Annotated in this window: 16 protein-coding genes; 3 read left to right on the top strand and 13 right to left on the bottom strand. The window is 59.9% G+C overall.

Annotated elements, in window-relative coordinates:
* Positions 1-67 precede the first annotated feature (67 nt).
* The 3 genes from ANTHELSMS3_RS18530 to ANTHELSMS3_RS25620 all read right to left on the bottom strand — a co-directional run bounded on the left by ANTHELSMS3_RS18530 (position 68) and on the right by ANTHELSMS3_RS25620 (position 2,314).
* Entirely contained in the window at positions 68-436 is a 369-nt protein-coding gene (locus tag ANTHELSMS3_RS18530) for a recombinase family protein (protein WP_094036176.1), read from the bottom strand.
* 384 nt (positions 437-820) lie between these two features.
* The gene (locus tag ANTHELSMS3_RS18525) at positions 821-2,071 is read right to left on the bottom strand and encodes an IS256 family transposase (RefSeq protein WP_094033518.1); all 1,251 of its coding nucleotides are present in this window, start codon (positions 2,069-2,071) and stop codon (positions 821-823) included.
* Positions 2,072-2,143: 72 nt separating this feature from the next.
* Positions 2,144-2,314, bottom strand: coding sequence for a hypothetical protein (locus ANTHELSMS3_RS25620; RefSeq protein WP_157733569.1), 171 nt, complete (start codon positions 2,312-2,314; stop codon positions 2,144-2,146).
* Positions 2,315-3,107: 793 nt separating this feature from the next.
* Between ANTHELSMS3_RS25620 and ANTHELSMS3_RS18520 the strand changes: the two genes are divergently transcribed.
* On the top strand, positions 3,108-5,585 hold the full coding sequence (locus ANTHELSMS3_RS18520; protein ID WP_094036175.1) for a DEAD/DEAH box helicase: 2,478 nt from the start codon (positions 3,108-3,110) through the stop codon (positions 5,583-5,585).
* A 907-nt stretch (positions 5,586-6,492) separates the two neighbouring features.
* Here the strand turns inward: ANTHELSMS3_RS18520 and ANTHELSMS3_RS18515 are convergent.
* Positions 6,493-8,808, bottom strand: a complete 2,316-nt coding sequence (locus ANTHELSMS3_RS18515; protein WP_094036174.1) for a Tex family protein — start codon at positions 8,806-8,808, stop codon at positions 6,493-6,495.
* A gap of 274 nt (positions 8,809-9,082) precedes the next feature.
* Here ANTHELSMS3_RS18515 and ANTHELSMS3_RS18510 point away from each other — a divergent pair, with 274 nt between their 5' ends.
* Together ANTHELSMS3_RS18510 and ANTHELSMS3_RS18505 are read left to right on the top strand one after the other, a co-directional pair.
* On the top strand, positions 9,083-10,474 hold the full coding sequence (locus ANTHELSMS3_RS18510) for a bifunctional enoyl-CoA hydratase/phosphate acetyltransferase (protein WP_094036173.1): 1,392 nt from the start codon (positions 9,083-9,085) through the stop codon (positions 10,472-10,474).
* Positions 10,471-11,637 (top strand): acetate/propionate family kinase, encoded by a 1,167-nt coding sequence (locus ANTHELSMS3_RS18505; protein ID WP_094036172.1) that lies wholly within the window; start codon positions 10,471-10,473, stop codon positions 11,635-11,637. Before ANTHELSMS3_RS18510 ends, ANTHELSMS3_RS18505 begins: the two co-directional genes overlap by 4 nt.
* 6 nt (positions 11,638-11,643) lie before the next feature.
* Here ANTHELSMS3_RS18505 and ANTHELSMS3_RS18500 read toward each other — a convergent pair whose 3' ends face one another.
* Genes ANTHELSMS3_RS18500 through ANTHELSMS3_RS25615 form a run of 9 tightly spaced genes read right to left on the bottom strand, consistent with a single transcriptional unit; the run spans position 11,644 to position 18,049 of the window.
* Positions 11,644-12,708, bottom strand: coding sequence for a DUF1513 domain-containing protein (locus tag ANTHELSMS3_RS18500; RefSeq protein WP_094036171.1), 1,065 nt, complete (start codon positions 12,706-12,708; stop codon positions 11,644-11,646).
* Positions 12,708-13,697, bottom strand: a complete 990-nt coding sequence (locus ANTHELSMS3_RS18495; protein ID WP_094036170.1) for an imelysin family protein — start codon at positions 13,695-13,697, stop codon at positions 12,708-12,710. Before ANTHELSMS3_RS18495 ends, ANTHELSMS3_RS18500 begins: the two co-directional genes overlap by 1 nt.
* Positions 13,697-15,211 (bottom strand): di-heme oxidoreductase family protein, encoded by a 1,515-nt coding sequence (locus ANTHELSMS3_RS18490; protein ID WP_094036169.1) that lies wholly within the window; start codon positions 15,209-15,211, stop codon positions 13,697-13,699. The genes ANTHELSMS3_RS18495 and ANTHELSMS3_RS18490 overlap by 1 nt, the downstream gene beginning before the upstream one ends.
* On the bottom strand, positions 15,198-15,683 hold the full coding sequence (gene bfr, locus ANTHELSMS3_RS18485) for a bacterioferritin (protein WP_094036168.1): 486 nt from the start codon (positions 15,681-15,683) through the stop codon (positions 15,198-15,200). The genes ANTHELSMS3_RS18490 and bfr overlap by 14 nt, the downstream gene beginning before the upstream one ends.
* Positions 15,650-15,937 carry a (2Fe-2S)-binding protein gene (locus ANTHELSMS3_RS18480; RefSeq protein WP_094036167.1) on the bottom strand — a complete coding sequence of 96 codons (288 nt, stop codon included), beginning with the start codon at positions 15,935-15,937 and terminating at the stop codon, positions 15,650-15,652. Before ANTHELSMS3_RS18480 ends, bfr begins: the two co-directional genes overlap by 34 nt.
* A 22-nt stretch (positions 15,938-15,959) precedes the next feature.
* Complete coding sequence (locus ANTHELSMS3_RS18475) at positions 15,960-17,237, bottom strand: imelysin family protein (protein ID WP_094036166.1); 1,278 nt, start codon at positions 17,235-17,237, stop codon at positions 15,960-15,962.
* A gap of 25 nt (positions 17,238-17,262) precedes the next feature.
* On the bottom strand, positions 17,263-17,733 hold the full coding sequence (locus ANTHELSMS3_RS18470; RefSeq protein ID WP_094036165.1) for a hypothetical protein: 471 nt from the start codon (positions 17,731-17,733) through the stop codon (positions 17,263-17,265).
* Entirely contained in the window at positions 17,730-17,897 is a 168-nt protein-coding gene (gene hemP, locus ANTHELSMS3_RS18465; RefSeq protein ID WP_094036164.1) for a hemin uptake protein HemP, read from the bottom strand. Before hemP ends, ANTHELSMS3_RS18470 begins: the two co-directional genes overlap by 4 nt.
* The gene (locus ANTHELSMS3_RS25615) at positions 17,888-18,049 is read right to left on the bottom strand and encodes a hypothetical protein (RefSeq protein ID WP_157733568.1); all 162 of its coding nucleotides are present in this window, start codon (positions 18,047-18,049) and stop codon (positions 17,888-17,890) included. Before ANTHELSMS3_RS25615 ends, hemP begins: the two co-directional genes overlap by 10 nt.
* Between the last annotated feature and the right edge of the window lie 31 nt (positions 18,050-18,080).

Genomic DNA, 18,080 nt, shown 5'->3' with positions numbered 1-18,080 from the left:
GCAACGGATATTCGGCTATGCTTGTTTAGGAGGCGAGATGTGATTCAGAAAACGCGATGCCGCAACTTTACTGAATTTCTTTCGTGGGGCTTTCAATCGTGACCCCACACGCAGTGATTTTATCGCGCAGTGTCGCGTGGGTCGAAACATCACGCGCAAAGCGCGTGATGTCATCCAAAACTACAATGTAAGGTTTGGTTTGCTCCGCACGGAGAAATGCGAGCAGTTCGTTCATTCCCGGACGGTCAGCATGCCGACCCGAGATGGCATCCTTGAAGACTTCTGCAACTTGATAGCCGCTAAGTTCGGCGTAGTCGCGGCACCGGCGTTCTTGGCTAGACATTCCTGCGCCATCGCTTGTCTGCCGTGCAGATGAAAGGCGAAGGTACAGAATGCACTGTTTCTTTTTCGGGTTGGAGGGAGGCTTGATGATCATTTTCGGTCCTTTCGGGTTGGGGGCCAAACGGTGGATTGCTGACGATGTAATCGAAGGTTCGGTGAGCGCGATCCGATGGTCTTTTGAAAATAGGATGTTCCACCCATTTTCGGTGCTCGATCACTGGCAATGTCTTCGTGAACATCTGCAATGCCTGCGCTAAAGCATTTGGACTGCGGACCAAGAAGTCATTGATATGTCGATGACTGAACTTGGAGCTGCACCAAACGAAGTCGAGGCTACGCTGCATCACGGCAAAACCCTGCTGCGAGCGTTGCGAGGCTGCGGTTCTTGTTGGCCGCGATCCGAGTGTGCTGGACCGCCGAGGCTCCAAAACCGACTTCGACAAAAGCCGAGATATGCGCAGAAGTTGGTGACGCGTGATCAGGCGGCGTTTTGAAGTTGGCGGACGCCGTCGCGGAACTCAACCCCGCTGATGACCTCCGGGAGGCGATTCCGCCCGTCGAGTTTTCGCCATTTCGTCTGAGCAGACATCATCAGCCGGAAAGCCATGGCGAGCCCAGTCTTGCGGCTGAGGCAGCCCTTGGTGCGTTTCGTCCTGTGTCTGACGGTGGCGAACGTGCTCTCGATCGGATTTGACGTCCGGATGTGTTTCCAGTGTTCGGCCGGGTAGTCGTAGAAGGTCAGTAGTGCATCCCGATCCTTGACCAACTTGGCGACTGCCTTGTCCCATTTCACGCCGTAGGCATCGACGAAGAAGTCGAAGGCGGCCGACGCCGCGGCTCGGGTTTCGGCCTGCCAGATGTCGTGCAGGTGCGCCTTGGCCTTGGCTTGCACCGATTTCGGCAGCGCGTTGAGCACGTTCATGGTTTTGTGGAGCCAGCACCGCTGCTCCTGTGTCGAGGGGAAGACCTCGCGCAGTGCCGCCCAGAACCCCAGGGCGCCGTCGCCTATGGCGAGCTTGGGATCCTGCTTCAGTCCGCGGCGTTTGAGATCGAGCAGAACCTCGCGCCAACTCTGAGTGCTTTCGCGGAAGCCGTCGGTCATGGCCAGCAGCTCCTTGCGGCCGTATTCATCCGCACCCACGATCACCAAAACGCATTGTTTTTCCTCGGCCCTTCGCGGCTTGAAATAGACGCCGTCGGCCCAGATGTAGAGAAACCGCCGGGTGCCGAGGTCACGCTTTTCCCAGGCCTCGTACTCGGACCACCAGTCCGCTTTCAGCCGCGTGATCGTAGTGGCCGAGAGGCCCTTGGCGTGTGGCCCCAGCAGGGCGGCAAGCGCCTCACTGAAATCGCCGGTGGACACGCCCTTCAGGTAAAGCCAGGGCAGCAGCTCTTCGACCGACTTTGCCTTGCGCAGATACCGCGGCAGGATGCTGGGCGTGAACGCGATCTTGTCCGTGCCCGGCTTGCGGTCCCGCACACGCGGCACCGTCACGGCAACAGGCCCGACACCGGTCAAAATCTCACGCTCGGGCAGGTGCCCATGACGAACCAGTCTTGCGCGACCATCCTCAAGCTTGTGATCGGCAAAGGCGCCAAGCAGCGTGGACAGTTCCGCCTCAATCGCCTGCTCGATCAGCTTGCGCGCGCCGTCCCGGATGAGGTCGGTCAGCGGGTCCGGCGAAATCCCGGATGGATCAGATAGCTGGGTGATGGTATTCTCTTGCATGTGGCATATCCCTTTCTCGGTTGAGAATTGACGGCGCTTCGACACCGCCATGATATGTCGCCCCTCAGGGCATCACCAACTTTCGCGCATATCTCCAAAAGCCTCCATGATGCGCCGGATGGCAGCATCACTCTCGGTTTCGTTTTGCGATTTTTTTTTGTCGCTGATTTCAGACTGCGAGGGCTGTTCCAGTACTGACTCGGGCGTGTCTGCCTGCGGGGACTTTGGGCTTTCAGTTTGCATGGTTTGATCCTTCTCTCAGTATTGAAGCCGCTAGGATGTTGGCTTCTACTCGAATGCTGTCTGAAACGGAAAAGGTCGTCAGCTAATTGATTTTACTGCCATTTTTTTTAACAATTGCAAGGTGGATGTGGCGCGCAACGAGGGGGTAAGTGCCCAAAATTCAAGGATAGTAGACTGGGAAACGGTCGTGCACCCAAGCGTAGGGGGCTTGCTACAATTACCTGACACTCTAAAATTGGAGTGGGCGATTGACGTGTATTTGGTTCGAACAAGGTTCGAACCGATTCGCGGTTCAAGTTGGCGACTAGAGTGACGGGCAGGTCCGCTAATGCGCCTTCACATTCTAATCCGACAACCCTTCAACCGACCGTAAATGTGATGCCAACACTTCGTCAGGGATACCCGGTTGTTGTGCCCATCAAGGTGTCCAAGAGAGCGGCAATCGGTGACAAGCCCAATTTACAGCATGGAAGGCATGAACGCTCGCGGCCCAGAGCGGCCGTTCGTTTCCCGCGCGCTGGATGGCCGGTGTCAGCCCTACAATACACTCGCTTTTAAAGTGGCGGGGCTGCCCAGGGCAGAATTAGGTCTGATCAGCAAGGCAGCACGGAAGTTGGAGGAAGTTGGAGCAAGTGTTAGATTCGACTGGTGCGAATGCCTGCCCGGTCCGTCGGCGGGCAGAAAGCACCGTGATCTGTTCAGCCAAGATATGCCTGATCCGAGGTCTCTTCCCATGGCCATGAGCGACTTCGTCAGCTACTCTACCTCTGGTTAATCTGCACAGGGGCAGTCAGTGGTACTAGATCTTAAGAAATTAAAAGCGGGAAACTCGTCGAAAAAGCAGACTGATCCTCGCAAGATATTCACAACATTGAAGCGTAATCCGCGTTTCAAGCGGCCTTCTGATGAGCAGGGCGACGTCTTGGACGCTTGGTATGCTGTACGAACCCAAGAAAATGTAACCTTGAAAATGAATACGGGCTCCGGAAAAACCATCGTTGGTCTTCTTTGCCTGCAAAGCTGCCTGAATGAAAGCAAAGGTCCAGCCGTCTATGTTGTACCAGACAACTTCCTCATTACTCAAGTTGTGGCTGAAGCAGGCGACCTCGGCATCGCGGTGACGGAAGATGTTGAAAGTGCAACTTTTCTATCTGGTGAATCTATTCTTGTCATCAATGTCTGGAAGTTGTTCAACGGGAAGTCAAAGTTTGGCGTTGGCCAAGGCAACACTCAAATCCGAATCGGTTCGATCGTCATCGACGATGCGCACGCTTGCCTCGCTACGGTTGCGGACCAATTCAAGATCAAACTAAGTGGTGACCATCCGGCATATGGACCTTTGTTGGAACTGTTCGCAGACGATTTGGAGCAGCAATCCGAGCAGCTATTTCTCGATGTACAGGCGGATGATCCCACTGCGGTGATGTCTGTTCCATTCTGGGCATGGGAGAACAAAATAAAGCAGGCGACAGCCATTCTTCACCCGCACCGAAAGGACGAGATCCTTCAATGGCCATGGCCACTGATCCGTGATGTCCTGCCGCTATGTCAAGTGGCGTTTGGTGGTGGTCACCTAGAGATCGCGCCACGCTATCTCCCGATCGATAACATCCCAGCTTTCACTGACGCTACCCGTCATATTTATATGACGGCAACATTGGCGGATGACGGTATTCTGGTGTCTCATTTCCAAGCAGATCCAGACGAAGTTCTGTACCCCATTCGTCCCAAAAGTGGTGGTGATATCGGCGACAGGATGATTTTAGCGCCGCAAGAAATTAATCCGGATATTACGGTAGATGAAATCAAGGACCTAGCGCTTCGCCGATCCAAAGACGTCAACGTCTGCGTGATTGTTCCTTCAAGGGCACGCGCAAAATACTGGGATGACGTAGCAAGCCAGACGCTGGACAAAGACTCTATTGAGGCTGGAACAGAGCGCCTTCGACAGGGGCACGTCGGCATCACTGTGTTCATCAATAAATACGATGGCGTCGATCTTCCCGCCGAGGCTTGCGAAATTCTTATCATCGACGGCCTCCCGGAGGTTGAAGGGTTGTTGGCGAGAACAGAGCAACTGGCACTCAACGAGACCCGTCGACAACTGGTTCGGCAAATCCAGCGGATTGAGCAGGGCATGGGACGAGGCGTACGATCAAGCGAAGATCACTGCGTGGTGCTTTTAATCGGATCGCGCCTAACACAGAGAATTCACAATCCCGCGGCGTGGAGCCTGTTCTCTCCTGCGACCCGAGCTCAGCTAGCATTAGGCAAGGAGATAACCGAGCAGATCCGAGGGAAACCATTGGATGATCTTGAGGCGGTAATTGATCTGTGCCTTTCGGAAGATGAAGACTGGGTCGATACTAGCAAAGATGCAATTGTTAATGCGGACGAAGCCGAACCCGGACATGTAGAGCCATCCACAATCTTTCTTAGGCAAGCATTCGACGCTGCCAGGCTGAAACGCTTCGATAAAGCAAAGGAACTGGCTCAAAACGCAGTGTCGAGCGTGACCGAACGCCGTGCCAAAGGATATCTGAAGCAGCAGCTTGCGGAATATGTTCACCACATCGATCCGAGCCAAGCGCAGGAGATCCAACTGTCGGCGGTTGAAATGAACCGCGCACTCATTCGCCCCATTCAAGGTATTACCTATAGCAAGCTGCAAATGCCTAAAGGCAGTCAAGCTGCGGCTGCCGTTAAGGCAATGGAGCGTCATCTGGAAAAAAACGAACTCATCCTCTGGGTGAACGCCCTTGTTGAGGCGCTTGCCTGGGGTGAGGCGAATAGCAAGCGTTTCGAACGCGCCATGCGTGACTTGGGTGCGTTTCTCGGCTTTGGATCCCAAATGCCTGAGGACGACTACGGCAAGGGTCCCGATAATCTTTGGTCTTTGGGGGGGTTGGAATACTTAGTCATAGAGTGCAAAAGTGGTGCAACCTGCGCCAAAACAATTAATAAGCATGATTGCAATCAATTGACTGGGTCGATGGCTTGGTTTGGAAAGCAGTATGACAAATCGTGCTCTGCCACACCGATAATGGTGCATCCGAAGATCAAGCCGGAAAACGCAGCAACCCTTCACCCGGATACTCGCATTATAACTGTTGAAAAATTGGATAAACTTATAGAGTCATTGCGGGGATATGCCCGAGCTATAGGAGATGAAAATGGCTACGCAGACGAAAAGATAGTAGCCAGACAACTCCGCGATTTTGGCCTGACTGCCGAAGCGTTCGTTAGGAACTTCACAGTCAAGGGAAAGTAGATATCAGATACACAATACCTCGCCCATCATCGGCCAACACCATTGGGTCGATGATGGGAGGGGAATAATTTTATCTATCCTCAATGGGCTGCAATTTTTCTCGCTCATAGTGTTCGGCTGCAACCCGGCAAGGCCCACTTCCTGCGCACTGCTGCCGTTCGTCCAAGACGCAGCGAACTTCCGCTCCCCGCCGCCACTTTTCCTGAGGTTGTTCAATGCGTGGTCTGCTTGCCGACGAATACTTCTCCGCCTGTTGTTAGATCGGTTAACAGGCGGAGCTCTGGGAGATTTGCGAGTTACCAGTTCCGTGCCGGTAGGCTGTCCTCCCAGTTCATTGTTCCGCTGATACAGTTTTCCCAACGCATAAGTATAAGGAACAATGAGTTCGAAGTTTCTCGCTTCAGGTGCACCACTTCACAAAGAATTTTCAGCCATCGTTTTCAGCGAGCACCGCGAATGATGGGGTGCATGTTTCACACTTGGTTTGGGCTCTCATGCAGCTATTTTTCCATTTGCGGCGTGTGAGAGTGCTAAGACGCCGCCACTTGAAGGGGCTGTCGATTGGCATGGGACCGCAGATGTCCGAGCCGTCGCAAAGGGCGGGACTGTGACCGGTGGGATAACTCGGTCTGAAAACGATGAATGGCGGTGCCGCGAACGGATTGTCGTTCCGACGCCGCAGATCAAGGGGCTGCCCTGTCTCTTTCTTCGACGGTATGTGGCAAGATGGGAGTGCCATCAGTATCGGCTTGCGCTGCTGGCGGATCAACCGTCGGCGGTTAGAGGCGGCCAGGGGTAGGGGTCGTGCGGCACCACCCGGGCGATGACGCGACGCGCCACTCGGCGTGATGACAGGACTGGCATCGTCCTTGTGAGCGGACAGGATGCCAGCCTCGGGCCTACGTCTTCAGGTCTTTTTCTTCATCGCAGCTTGCAACGCGGCCCCAAGCGCGCCTGTCTCATTGCCCTGCGAACGCTTGCCCGATCCTTCGGGTTTGCCGCGCCTAGGCTTTGGTGCAGCTTTTTTGGAGGCCGAATCCGGCTGCGGCGCGTCGCTGGTCTGCTTGCGCATCGACAGGGCGATGCGTTTGCGTGGCAGATCAACTTCGAGCACGCGGACCTTGACCACATCGCCGGCCTTGACCACCTCATGCGGATCTTTGACGAAGCGGTCCGCCAACTGGCTGACGTGGACCAATCCATCCTGATGCACGCCAATGTCGACGAAAGCGCCAAAGGCGGCGACGTTGGTCACCGTGCCCTCCAGCAACATGCCGGGCTTGAGGTCTTTCATCTCTTCAACGCCATCGGCAAAGGATGCAGTCTTGAACCCGGGCCGGGGATCGCGTCCGGGCTTTTCCAGCTCGACCAGGATGTCACACACCGTGGGCAGGCCAAAGCGGTCATCGACGAAATCCTCGGCGCGCAGGCGTTGAAGGGCTGTGCCATCGCCCATAATTGCCCGCAGATCGCGCCCACAAGCCTTTACGATACGCCGCGCCACGCCATAGGCCTCCGGGTGGACCGATGAGGCATCCAGCGGCTCTTCGCCGTCGCGGATGCGCAGGAACCCGGCGGATTGCTCAAACGCCTTTGGGCCCAAACCGGGCACCTTGAGCAAGGCCTTGCGCGAAGCAAAGGCACCCAACGCGTCGCGCTGTTCCACAATTGCCTCTGCCAGACGGGTGCCCAGCCCCGAGACCCGCGCCAGCAGCGGCGCGGAGGCGGTGTTGAGATCAACGCCAACCGCGTTCACCGCATCCTCGACCACCGCCTCTAGCGCCTGGCCGAGTTTGCGTTGGTCGACGTCGTGCTGATACTGGCCGACACCAATGGATTTCGGTTCGATCTTGACCAGTTCGGCCAACGGATCCTGCAAGCGCCGCGCAATGGACACCGCACCACGCAGCGAGACGTCGAGATCGGGAAACTCTCGTGCCGCCAGTTCCGAGGCGGAATAGACCGATGCGCCCGCCTCTGACACCACCACCTTGACCGGGCGCGGTGCGCCGTCGGGCAACAGGCGCAGGGTATCCGCGACCACACGTTCGGTTTCCCGGCTGGCGGTGCCGTTGCCGATGGCGATCAGTTCGACGCCGTGGCGTTTGACCATCTCGATGATCTTGGCCTCGGTGCCGCGCACGTCCATGCGGGGCTGGTGTGGATACAGCGTTGCGGTTTCCAGCACCTTGCCGGTGGCATCGACCACCGCCGCCTTGACTCCAGTCCGCAGGCCGGGATCCAAACCCAGCGTCGGCCGCGCGCCCGCAGGCGCGGCCAGCAAGAGCGCGCGTAGGTTGCGGGCAAAGACGGCGATTGCCTCTTCAAAGGCGCTGGCGCGCAACTCGCTCATCAGGTCGACGTACATGGCAAGGCTCAGCTTGACCTTCCACGCCCATGTGGCGGCCTTGCGCAGCCATTGATCGCCGGGGGCGTCGCCGGGAATGCCGATCTCTAGCGCGATCATGCCAATGGCGCGGTCGACGCCGGTCTCTGGCTCTGGCGCGATCTCAACCGTTACGATCTCTTCCTTGGCGGCGCGCAGGATCGCAAGCGCCCGGTGGGCGGCAATCTTGTTCCATGCCTCATCATGGTCGAAATAATCCGAGTATTTCGCGCCTTCTTGCTCCTTGCCGGGCACCACCTTGGAGGTGATGCGGGCCTCGGCCCGCATGAAACCGCGCAACCGGCCTAGAAGACCCGCGTTTTCGGCGAGTTCCTCGACCAGAATGTCACGCGCTCCGTTCAGCGCCGCCTTGGTATCGACCACCGTCTCTGACAGATACGCGCCTGCCAGCACCTCTGGATCGGCTCGCCGGTCGGACAGAATGGCGCGCAGCAGCGGTTCCAGCCCGTTTTCGCGGGCGATCATCGCCTTGGTGCGGCGTTTGGGTTTGTAGGGCAGGTAAATGTCTTCCAGCGTGGCCTTGGTTTCGGCCTTGGCGATGGATAGCGCCAGCGCATCGGTCAATTTGCCCTGATCGCGGATCGAGGCAAGGATCGTCTCGCGCCGCGCCTCCATCTCACGCAGGTAACCCAAACGTTCTGCCAAGGTGCGCAGTTGCGTATCGTCCAGCCCGCCAGTCGCCTCTTTGCGATAGCGGGCGACAAAGGGCACCGTCGCACCGCCGTCGAGCAAGTCGACGGTGGCGGAAACCTGTCCGGGTGCCGCGCCGATTTCCGTCGCGATTTTGCGGTGAATGCGGTCCTGGGCTGTGGTCAAGGCATGGCTCCCTGCGTGATGTGGACCGCCTTGTTAGCGGGTGGATCGGCAAGAGCCAACAGATTGCTTTTCGGGATCGGCTATCGGCTGCCGGAAAATCACCGGGGCGGTTGTCGGCGTCTTGGGTGCCGCAGCGTCGTGCCGCCGGTCTTGACTTGGGTCAATCCCATCCCGCATCCCATCGGACAAGGTCTGTCTGGACAAAGGGCGAGGCGCGGTCCCGCCAGAGAGTGCGCCGTGACCGGCGGTGGACGCAGGATAAAGGCATTGAACGATGAAGATTGAAAACAGGATTTTTGACGAACTGCATGTGGGCGAAACCGCAACGCTGCGCCGTCTGTGTACGCAAGATGATCTGCTGGTGTTTGCCAATGTGTCGGGCAACCACAATCCGATGCACGTCTTCGACGCCGATGGCGACGGTGACGGCGTGAATGAGGCCGTGGCACCGGGGATGTTTGTCGGTTCGTTGATTTCGGCGGTGCTTGGCAACCTGCTGCCGGGGGCGGGAACGCTGTACCGCTCGCAGAGTCTTGTGTTTCACAATCGTGCGCACGCAGGCGATGAACTGGAAAGCCGCGTCACCGTGACGGACCGGAACGAAAAGGATTGCACCGTGACGCTGGCGACAGAGGTGACGCGCCCCGCCGACGGTGCGTTGATCTTGTCTGGTGTAGCCGAGGTCGAGGCACCGCGCCGTAAGCTCAGCTATAACAGTCACGATCTGCCCGGCCTGATCGTACAGCGGCACCGTCATTTCGAAAAGCTGTTGGCGCGGGCAGCGCCTTTGCCGCCACTTGTGACCGCCGTCATCGCCCCCGAGGAACCCAATTCGCTGGGCGGCGCGCTGTTGGCGCGCGAACATACGCTGATCACGCCCATCCTTGTGGGCTGTCCCTTCAAGATCGCCAGCACCGCCGAGGAACTGGGCCGCAGCCTTGACGGGATCGAGATCATCGCAGAGCCGGATCACGCCCTTGCCGCGCAAAAGGCCGTGGCGCTGGTGACAGAGGGGCGCGCGGGCGCGCTGATGAAGGGCCACCTGCACACCGACCTGTTATTGCGGGCGGCACTGGACAAACAAACCGGGCTGCGCGCTGGGCGGCGGTTTACCCATGTCTTTGTGATGGATGTGCCGGGACTGTCGCATCCGCTGCTGGTTACGGATGCCGCGATCAACATCGCGCCGGACCTGAAGACCAAGATGGACATCGTGCAGAACGCCATCGACATCGCCATCAGCATCGGGATCGAGGTACCCAAGGTCGGTGTGTTGTCGGCGGTGGAGACGGTGAACCCGGACATTCCGTCGTCGGTCGATGCGGCGCTGTTGTCCAAGATGGCAGAGCGCAAGCAGATCACTGGCGGGTTGGTGGACGGCCCTTTGGCGATGGACAATGCCGTCGATCTGGCTGCCGCCCGGACCAAGGGGCTGTCGTCGCCGGTGGCCGGTCAGGCCGAGGTGCTGGTGGTCCCCAACATCGACGCGGGCAACATGCTGGCCAAGCAACTGGCCTATATCAGCCACGCCGAAAGCGCGGGGCTGGTGCTGGGCGCGCGGGTGCCGATCATCCTGAACTCCCGGTCGGATGATGACATGTCGCGGCTGGCCTCTTGCGCGGTGGCGGCGCTGCATCATGACCGTATCACTGGGGGCCAGGGATGACCTTTGCGCTGGTTCTGAACGCTGGGTCGTCGTCGCTGAAGTTCGGCCTGTTTGAGGGGCGGCATCCGGGGTTGATCGTGGGCGGTCAGGTCGAAAAGATCGGCGGGGCGGCGGTGCTCCACCTGAGGGATGCCGAGGGCTCGTCGCTGGTCGACACCGCCTTGCCGCCGCACGCCGCTGGTGATCACGCGGGCGCGCTGACGGCGGTACTGCATGAGATCACCGGCCGCTTTCCCGACGCGCGGATCAGCGCCGTTGGGCACCGGGTTGTGCATGGTGGCATGGACTATGCCGCGCCCACGGTCATCACGCCCAAGGTGTTGCACGATTTGGAACAGTTGGAGCCGTTTGCCCCGCTGCACCAACCGCATAACCTTGCCGGTATTCGGGCTGCCTTGGCGGCATTCCCCGACGCGCGGCAAGTGGCCTGCTTTGATACGGCGTTCCATCGCAACCACCCGTTTGTGAATGACACGTTTGCGCTGCCGCGCAGCTACTATGACAAGGGCGTGCGGCGCTATGGGTTCCACGGGTTGAGCTATGACTACATCTCTGGCGCGCTGGCCGAGACTGCGCCGACTCTGCACGCGGGCCGGGTGGTGGTGGCGCATCTGGGCAATGGCGCGTCGATGTGCGGGTTGCTTGGCGGGCGGTCCATTGCCTCATCCATGGGTTTTTCGGCGCTGGACGGGTTGCCTATGGGCACCCGGTCGGGGCAGCTTGATCCCGGTGTGGTGCTGTACCTGATGGACACAGAGCGGATGGACGCGGCGGCGATCTCTGACCTGCTGTATCGCAAATCCGGGTTGCTGGGCATGTCCGGTGTCAGCAGCGACATGCGAACGCTCTTGGCCTCGGACGCACCGAGCGCGCGGGAGGCGGTAGAGTATTTCTGTTTCCGCATCCGGCGCGAGTTGGGTGGCCTTGCGGCGGCGCTGGAAGGGTTGGATGCGGTGGTCTTTACCGGCGGGATTGGTGAGAACGCCGCCCCTGTGCGGGCACAGGTTTGCCGGGGGCTGCATTGGCTGGGGATCGAACTGGATGAGGACCGCAACCTGCGCAATGACCGGGTGATCAGCACGGATCTGTCGCGGGTGCGGGTGCTGGTCATGCCGACGAATGAGGAAATCGTCATCGCCCGCGCCGCGATGGCGCTGGGCTGAGACGGGTCAGATCGGCACCAGATGATTGTCCCATTGCACGGCGTGGGGTGTGGTCCAGCCCTGCGTCTCATGGGCGATGTCGCCACGACCTGAAGTCAGAACGAACCCCTGTGCCGTGGCTGCCACGCCGCAGACATCAACCATGTCAAAGCTGCGTTTTAGCACGCCGCTATCGGTGTCGAAAACCTGCGCCAGCCCGCCAAGGGGGGAGGTGATGCAAACCTCTTTGTGATCTGCCAGCAGCGCGACGCTGCCCGCATAGCCCTTCATCCGTTTTGCGTCTGTTGTAGGGGGCGTGACCAACATCGGCGTGCCGCCATTGCGCGTCAGGCCCAGCAGGGGCGGATCGTCGGACAGATCGCCCTGCCATTGCATCGCAAAGCCGACCGTGCCGTTTGGGGCAACGGCAAGGTGACGGATTGAGTTCTTGTGCAGGGCGCGGTCCAATTCCTGCTGATCCAGCAGCGAACCATCGAGGCCGAGAAAACTGAGGTTAGGCTCCATCAACGGGATATTCAGTTTGGTCCGGCCTGCATCGGGGTGCGTCTCGATCCCGCCATTGGCAACGACCAGCGTTTGCCCGTCGGGCATCAGTTTGATGTCATGCGGGCCAACCCCGCCCGAGTGGAACTCGGTCAGGCGTTTGCCCGATCCCAGCGACCAGACCCCGATCACGCCGCGCGCGGCGTCATAGTCATTCTCACTGGTAAACAGATGCGCACCGTCCGGGGAAAACGCACCGTGGCCGTAGAAATGCCGCCCTTCGGGGGCGTCCAGCCGGGCGATTTCCTGACCCGTGACGCAGTCCAGCACCACGGCAAAGCGTCCGGGGCGGCGCGCGAACCCCACCGCCAGCGGCTGCTCTGGATGGGCGGCGGCGGCATGGCCGCGGTCGGGCAGGGGCAGGGCAAAGGCGACCTCGCCAGAGGCGCGCAAACCGCAGAGCAGATAGCGTCCGTCCGCCGCCCGTGCCGCTGACAGAAACGACGGCGCGCCTGCTTCGGCCCATGTCGGGCGCGGGCAGGCGCTTGCTGCAAGCAATCCTGTCAGAAAGTGACGGCGGTCAGTCATCAATCGCCGTCCATAGAGTTGAACCCGGCGGCGATGCCAAGGCGCGGACCAAGGTCGGTACTGACAATCTCGCGGATTTCAGAAATGCGCTGTTGCAGGGTTTCAACCCGCAGTCGGCCCTGCATGTCGCTAACCCCGGCAAAGACAGGATCGTCCAGCAAGTCCGCCCTTTGCAATGCACGCTCAAAGGCTGCGTCCAATTTGGCATCCCCGTCCGACAGTCGTGCGGCGAGATCGCGCAGCGCCTCTAGCGATAGCACAACGTGCCGCAAAGACCGCTCTGACCGCCGCGCCTCGGCCCGGTTGGGTCGGGGGCGGTCAAAGCTGCCCATCGGGCGGCCCAGACGGGTGTCAGCGGTGAACTCCAACCCGGTAGAAAGAGCGGTGAACAGTTGCTGCGCTGCTTCTTCGGGGGTGCGGTAGGTGTCATTGTCTGCCTGCCGCATCAGGTCGGCATACCCGTCTTCCCAGCCGGCAAGGATATCGGCAGAATTGTCGGCGATATCTGCCGCCATCACCTGCACCAACGAACACCGATAGTCCGCGTCTCCTGCGGTCGAAAACTGCGGATCATACAGCATGTATTCCATCGCGTAGAACCCGCGCGCCGCAATCGACACGGTCTGGAAAGTCTCAAGGTTATCGATCACAGGGTCGGCGTCGCTGATCAACCGCCCAAGGGCCTTGGGCGTGGCCCCTCGGCTGTCCGGCCAGAAGGCCAGCGCAAAAGCGCGGTCACCTTCCTCTGACGGGCCAAAGCGCAAATGGCTGACCGCCACCCATGCGTCAAAGGCGCTGCCATAAGCGGCCCGCAATTGGGTGCTGTCGGGGCTACAGTTCGCAGCGGCCGCCCCTGCCAGTTTGGCGCTTTCAGAGACCAACGCCTGGTAGTGGGGAAGGATATGGCCGTCGACGATAGACGCCACATCGGGCGTTTCGGCCCATGCGGGCAGGGCGGCAACAGTCAGGGCGACAAGGTGGATACGCATCAGAGGCTCTCCAGAAAGGCGATCAGGGCGTCGCGGTCGGGCGCGGGCATGGCGGCGATGCTGTCTCGGTGTGGCTGCGCCTCACCACCGTGCCAAAGGATTGCCTCTAGCAAGGACCGCGCGCGGCCATCGTGCAAGTAGGTGCTATGCCCCGACACCTGCGGCGTCAATCCGATCCCCCACAGCGGCGGGGTGCGCCATTCCGTTCCAGTTGCGCGCGCCTCGGGGCGGTGGTCGGCCAGACCCTCACCCATGTCGTGCAGCAGCATGTCTGTATAGGGCCAGATCAGTTGAAAGCTATGTTCAGCGCGGTCTTCCATCCGGTGAGTGACAAAGGCGGGCTGGTGACAGTCCGCACAACCGGTGCCGTAAAAGATCTCTTTGCCGCGCAGGACTTGGGGATCATCCACGTTGCGGCGGGCGGGGACGCCAAGGTTGCGGCTGTAAAAACTGACGAGGTCCAGCCCCTCGGCGTCGACTTCGAACACGCGATCGTCGCCGTCGCCGTGTGGGCCTGCAAGGCAATCAGCCTGCGCCGCTGTGCATTCGCCTGATCCTGCCGGGAATAGCGGGGTCGAGATGCCGATGTCTCCGGCAAAGGCGGCGGCACTTTGGTGGCGAATGGTAGGGGCGCCCGCCTTGAGGCCGAACCGCCCCAGCATCGGCATATCAAATTCGGTCGACCAGACCACATTGGCGCGGCCTGAGATGCCGTCACCGTTCGCGTCATTCGGGTCGGCCAGTGCAAGGATGTCTGCCGCAGGCACTGCTTCCAGCAGGCCAAGGCCGATCATCTGGGGGGCGACGCGCGGGCTAAGCATGGCATCGGGGTGCAGCGCGCCATAGCCAAGGTCGGCAGCGGTGTAGGTCGGCTTGCGCAAGGATGTTATTTCGCCGCCCTCCAGCGGCACCTCGATCTCCTCGTAATCGACCTGCAAGCGGTATTCAGCAATATGTCCCGGCAGGCTGAAATCCTGCATCTGCCGCCCATAATTCGGTTCCGGCGCGGTTGCGATGTAGTCCTCGATCTCAGGGATCATGTCGTTTGGCCCACCGGGGACCGAGACGCGCAGGAACATCGACACGGCATTGTCGTCATGACTGGCGGGCGCATGGCCGCGCCCATCCTTGATGTGGCAGCGCTGGCAAGAGCGCGCGTTGTATATCGGCCCCAGCCCGTCAGAGGCCAGCGTCGAAGAGGGCGATGACACCCACAACTTGCGGAACAGGCCATTGCCGACCTTGAAGTTCAACTCTCCCTCAAAGTCGAGGCTGGCAGAGGGCAGGGAAAAAGCGTTGGCATCGCCGGTCAGCCGCACGGTGGCGGCACCGGCGGGTTTTTCCTCAAATCGTTGCGGCGCATCAAAGGAGGTGGGTGGGGCCAACACGCGGGCGATACGCGCGGTTTCCTCAGCCGTGCGGGGAATGATGTTGAGGTGAGGTTCGTCCAAAGGGCCCGCCGATGCGGCGGACCCCAGGAAAGCAGCGATCAGCGCAAGGTTACTCGGCTTCATCCATTTTCGACGCGTTGAGGTGGGCATAATTCTCGGAGCCAACTCGATCATGCAGGCTGATCTGGGTTTCGAGAAAGTCGATATGACCTTCTTCATCACCCAACAGGCCGTCGAACAGCTCTTTGGTGACGTGGTCGCCGACTTCATGGCAATACTCACGAGCCTCTTTGTACAGGGCGCGCGCCTCTTGTTCTGCCGCCAGATCGCATTCCAGCGTTTCCTTGGGCGTCTGGCCGATCCGAAGCGGGTCAAGTTTTTGCAGGTTCGGGTGCCCTTCGAGGAAGATAATCCGCTCGATCAGCTTGTCCGCGTGGTTCATCTCTTCGATGCTTTCCTCGCGGCTTTTCTTTGCCATGTGGCCAAGGCCCCAGTCTTCCTGAAGCTTGTAGTGCACCCAGTACTGGCTGATGGCTGTCAGTTCGCTGCGCAACGCGCGGTTCAGATAGTCGATGACTTTTGTATCGCCTTGCAAGTGTCAGATCCTTCTGTGGATGCGGCTGGCTTGAGCGTGGGCTCTGGCTTGCGCAGGTTGGGAACCAACACGGTTTTATGCGCTTTCAGTGTGTCAAGGAAGAGCGGCATACAGCCGCCACAGTCAGCCGATTTTCCCAGCGCGCGATAGACCTTGCGCGGGGTGATAAGGGTTTCGGGGTCCGCCGCCCGCATCCATTCCATAGCGGAACGGATGTCGTGATCGGTGATATTCATGCAATGACAAACAATCATGGCGGCGGACCTGTTCAGAAAGTTACTGGAAGACGGCGTCGGGGTCGTCGAGGCTGTCGGACCCTTCAAAGGCGATCGAATCGACACCCAGCGTGGCGACGACGCGTTCGATGCTGCGGGTCTGGTCGATCAGACCGTTGACGCCGCCCATGACCAACGCTTCACCAGCGGTCGAGTCGCGATCAAGCATCATGTCATAGCTGAACCCGGCCTCTGCGGCGCTTTTGATCCGCCCCAGTGCCATCATGGTACCTGACAGTTTCGTTTTCATCTCGGTGTCCAGTGCGACGTCGGCTTCTGCCACCAGATCCGACAACGAGGGGCCAGAGATCAGCGTGCCGTCGATGCGCACATATTCGCCCAGATAGACGTTCTGGACGCCCAAACCGTCGTAGTAGTGGCTGTTGTGCGTGTTGTCGGAGAAACAGTCGTGCTCTTCCTCTGGGTCATTCAGCATCAGGCCAAGACGCATCCGTTCCCCTGCCTGCTCGCCGTAGGACAGCGATCCCATGCCTGTCAGCATTGCGGTGATGCCTGCGGCCTCATCGGCCATAACCTCGGCCCGTGCGGCGCCGCCTTCGGCCCATTGCGCGGCCATCCACTCTAGGTCGGACACCAGCAGATCGGTCGCAGCCTTGAGGTAATCGCCTCGGCGGTCGCAGTTGTCGTTGGTGCAAGCGTCGCCCTGCGCATAGTCTGTCCAAGGACGGTTGCCAGCGCCCGCTGCGTGGCCGTTCAGATCCTGACCCCAGAGCAGGAATTCAATGGCGTGATAGCCGGTGGCCACGTTTGCCTCGACTCCGTCCGCCTCGTGCAGGGTGTCGGACAGCAGGGCGGGGGTGATGTCAGTCGCGTCAACGGTTGCGCCCGACAGGGTCAGTTCCGATGAGGCCACGACGTTGAGCGCGGCAAAGGCGTTTTCATCGGTCGGGCCGCCGTAGGACATGTCGACATAGTCGATCAGGCCCTCGTCCAGCGGCCATGCGTTCACCTTGCCCTCCCAGTCATCGACGATGGCATTGCCGAAACGAAAGACCTCGCTTTGCTGATAGGGCACGCGTGCGGCCAACCAAGCGGCCTTTGCCGTTTCCAGGGATTCTGCCGACGGCGTGGCGATCAGCGCATCAACAGCGGCCTGCAGGCGCTGGGCGGCGATCAGGCTGTCACCATAGGTGGCCTCTGCGATGTCGGCATAGGTGGTCAGAACATCGGCCTGGGCGGTCTCGGCGATGGCGGCGCTGCCGAAACCTGCGGCAAGGCAGAGCGCGCTGGTGGCGGTCAGGGTGTTTAGGCGTTTCACTGTCTGGTGTCCTCTTTGGCGTTCGCTAATGGAGAGTTTCGTTTCTTGTCGTTGGGTGTCGTCTGGTGGACGCAAGGGTCATGCGTCGCAGCGCAAGGCCAAAATCCTCGGCCAGACCGGCCAGCATCAGGGCCATGTCCGGGCGCACCAATGTCATGGCCATCTGCAAGGCATCCTCGCGCGCGCCCTCGCTGGCGTAGCCAATGAAGGTGGCAAAACAGGATTCGTCTGCGCCAAGGCATTTGCAGGTCACATGGTGGCGCATCAGCGGGCGCCGACCGTGTCGTGCGCAAAGATCGCAAAGCGACTCAAACGACCCCAGCGCCTGACGGCCTTGTATCGGTCCCAGATGGTGGGCAAAATCGTTCCAGACCTGACTGCGCGCCTCTTTGTTTTCACACCAGAGCCGCAGGTACAGCACTGCGCCCGCCTCGACCGGGGCCAGTTCGGACAGGTAGCCCACCGGCGCGCCGCCTCTGTTTGCCGCCTCGTTCATTTGGTGAGGATCAACTTGCCAGCGCGGGTGATGCGCAGGGTGTATATCTGGTCGGACAGCCGGATGCGGGCAAGGTCTCCGCCTTCGGTCAGTTCAAGTGCCTCGTAGACGGGGAGGGTCTCGAAAACGGTGCCTTTGGTGGACGGGGTGGAAATCATGCCCATGGTTGCCCCCTTTGGGTGTCGTCGGCCCATGCGAACAGGCGCAGAGCGGCGAAAAAGGGGATCAGGTCAAAGTCAAAGAATGATTGGTCGTCGAACCCGGTCTCTTGCCCGGTTGTCCGGTGGTTTTCTGCGTGATCGCTGGCAAACAGCATTTTCGGTCTCCGTGTGCCGGATTGCAGGGTT

It is taken from the genome of Antarctobacter heliothermus (assembly GCF_002237555.1).
Classification (GTDB): domain Bacteria; phylum Pseudomonadota; class Alphaproteobacteria; order Rhodobacterales; family Rhodobacteraceae; genus Antarctobacter; species Antarctobacter heliothermus_B.
This window is presented reverse-complemented; position numbering and strand designations above follow the sequence as displayed.

Excerpts from the sequence above, each read along its gene's own strand:
- ANTHELSMS3_RS18530 (WP_094036176.1), bottom strand. The coding sequence starts at position 436 with ATGATCATCAAGCCTCCCTCCAACCCGAAAAAGAAACAGTGCATTCTG.
- ANTHELSMS3_RS18525 (WP_094033518.1), bottom strand. The coding sequence starts at position 2,071 with ATGCAAGAGAATACCATCACCCAGCTATCTGATCCATCCGGGATTTCG.
- ANTHELSMS3_RS25620 (WP_157733569.1), bottom strand. The coding sequence starts at position 2,314 with ATGCAAACTGAAAGCCCAAAGTCCCCGCAGGCAGACACGCCCGAGTCA.
- ANTHELSMS3_RS18510 (WP_094036173.1), top strand. The coding sequence starts at position 9,083 with ATGAAGATTGAAAACAGGATTTTTGACGAACTGCATGTGGGCGAAACC.
- ANTHELSMS3_RS18505 (WP_094036172.1), top strand. The coding sequence starts at position 10,471 with ATGACCTTTGCGCTGGTTCTGAACGCTGGGTCGTCGTCGCTGAAGTTC.
- ANTHELSMS3_RS18500 (WP_094036171.1), bottom strand. The coding sequence starts at position 12,708 with ATGACTGACCGCCGTCACTTTCTGACAGGATTGCTTGCAGCAAGCGCC.
- ANTHELSMS3_RS18495 (WP_094036170.1), bottom strand. The coding sequence starts at position 13,697 with ATGCGTATCCACCTTGTCGCCCTGACTGTTGCCGCCCTGCCCGCATGG.
- ANTHELSMS3_RS18490 (WP_094036169.1), bottom strand. The coding sequence starts at position 15,211 with ATGAAGCCGAGTAACCTTGCGCTGATCGCTGCTTTCCTGGGGTCCGCC.
- ANTHELSMS3_RS18480 (WP_094036167.1), bottom strand. The coding sequence starts at position 15,937 with ATGATTGTTTGTCATTGCATGAATATCACCGATCACGACATCCGTTCC.
- ANTHELSMS3_RS18470 (WP_094036165.1), bottom strand. The coding sequence starts at position 17,733 with ATGAACGAGGCGGCAAACAGAGGCGGCGCGCCGGTGGGCTACCTGTCC.
- hemP (WP_094036164.1), bottom strand. The coding sequence starts at position 17,897 with ATGGGCATGATTTCCACCCCGTCCACCAAAGGCACCGTTTTCGAGACC.
- ANTHELSMS3_RS25615 (WP_157733568.1), bottom strand. The coding sequence starts at position 18,049 with ATGCTGTTTGCCAGCGATCACGCAGAAAACCACCGGACAACCGGGCAA.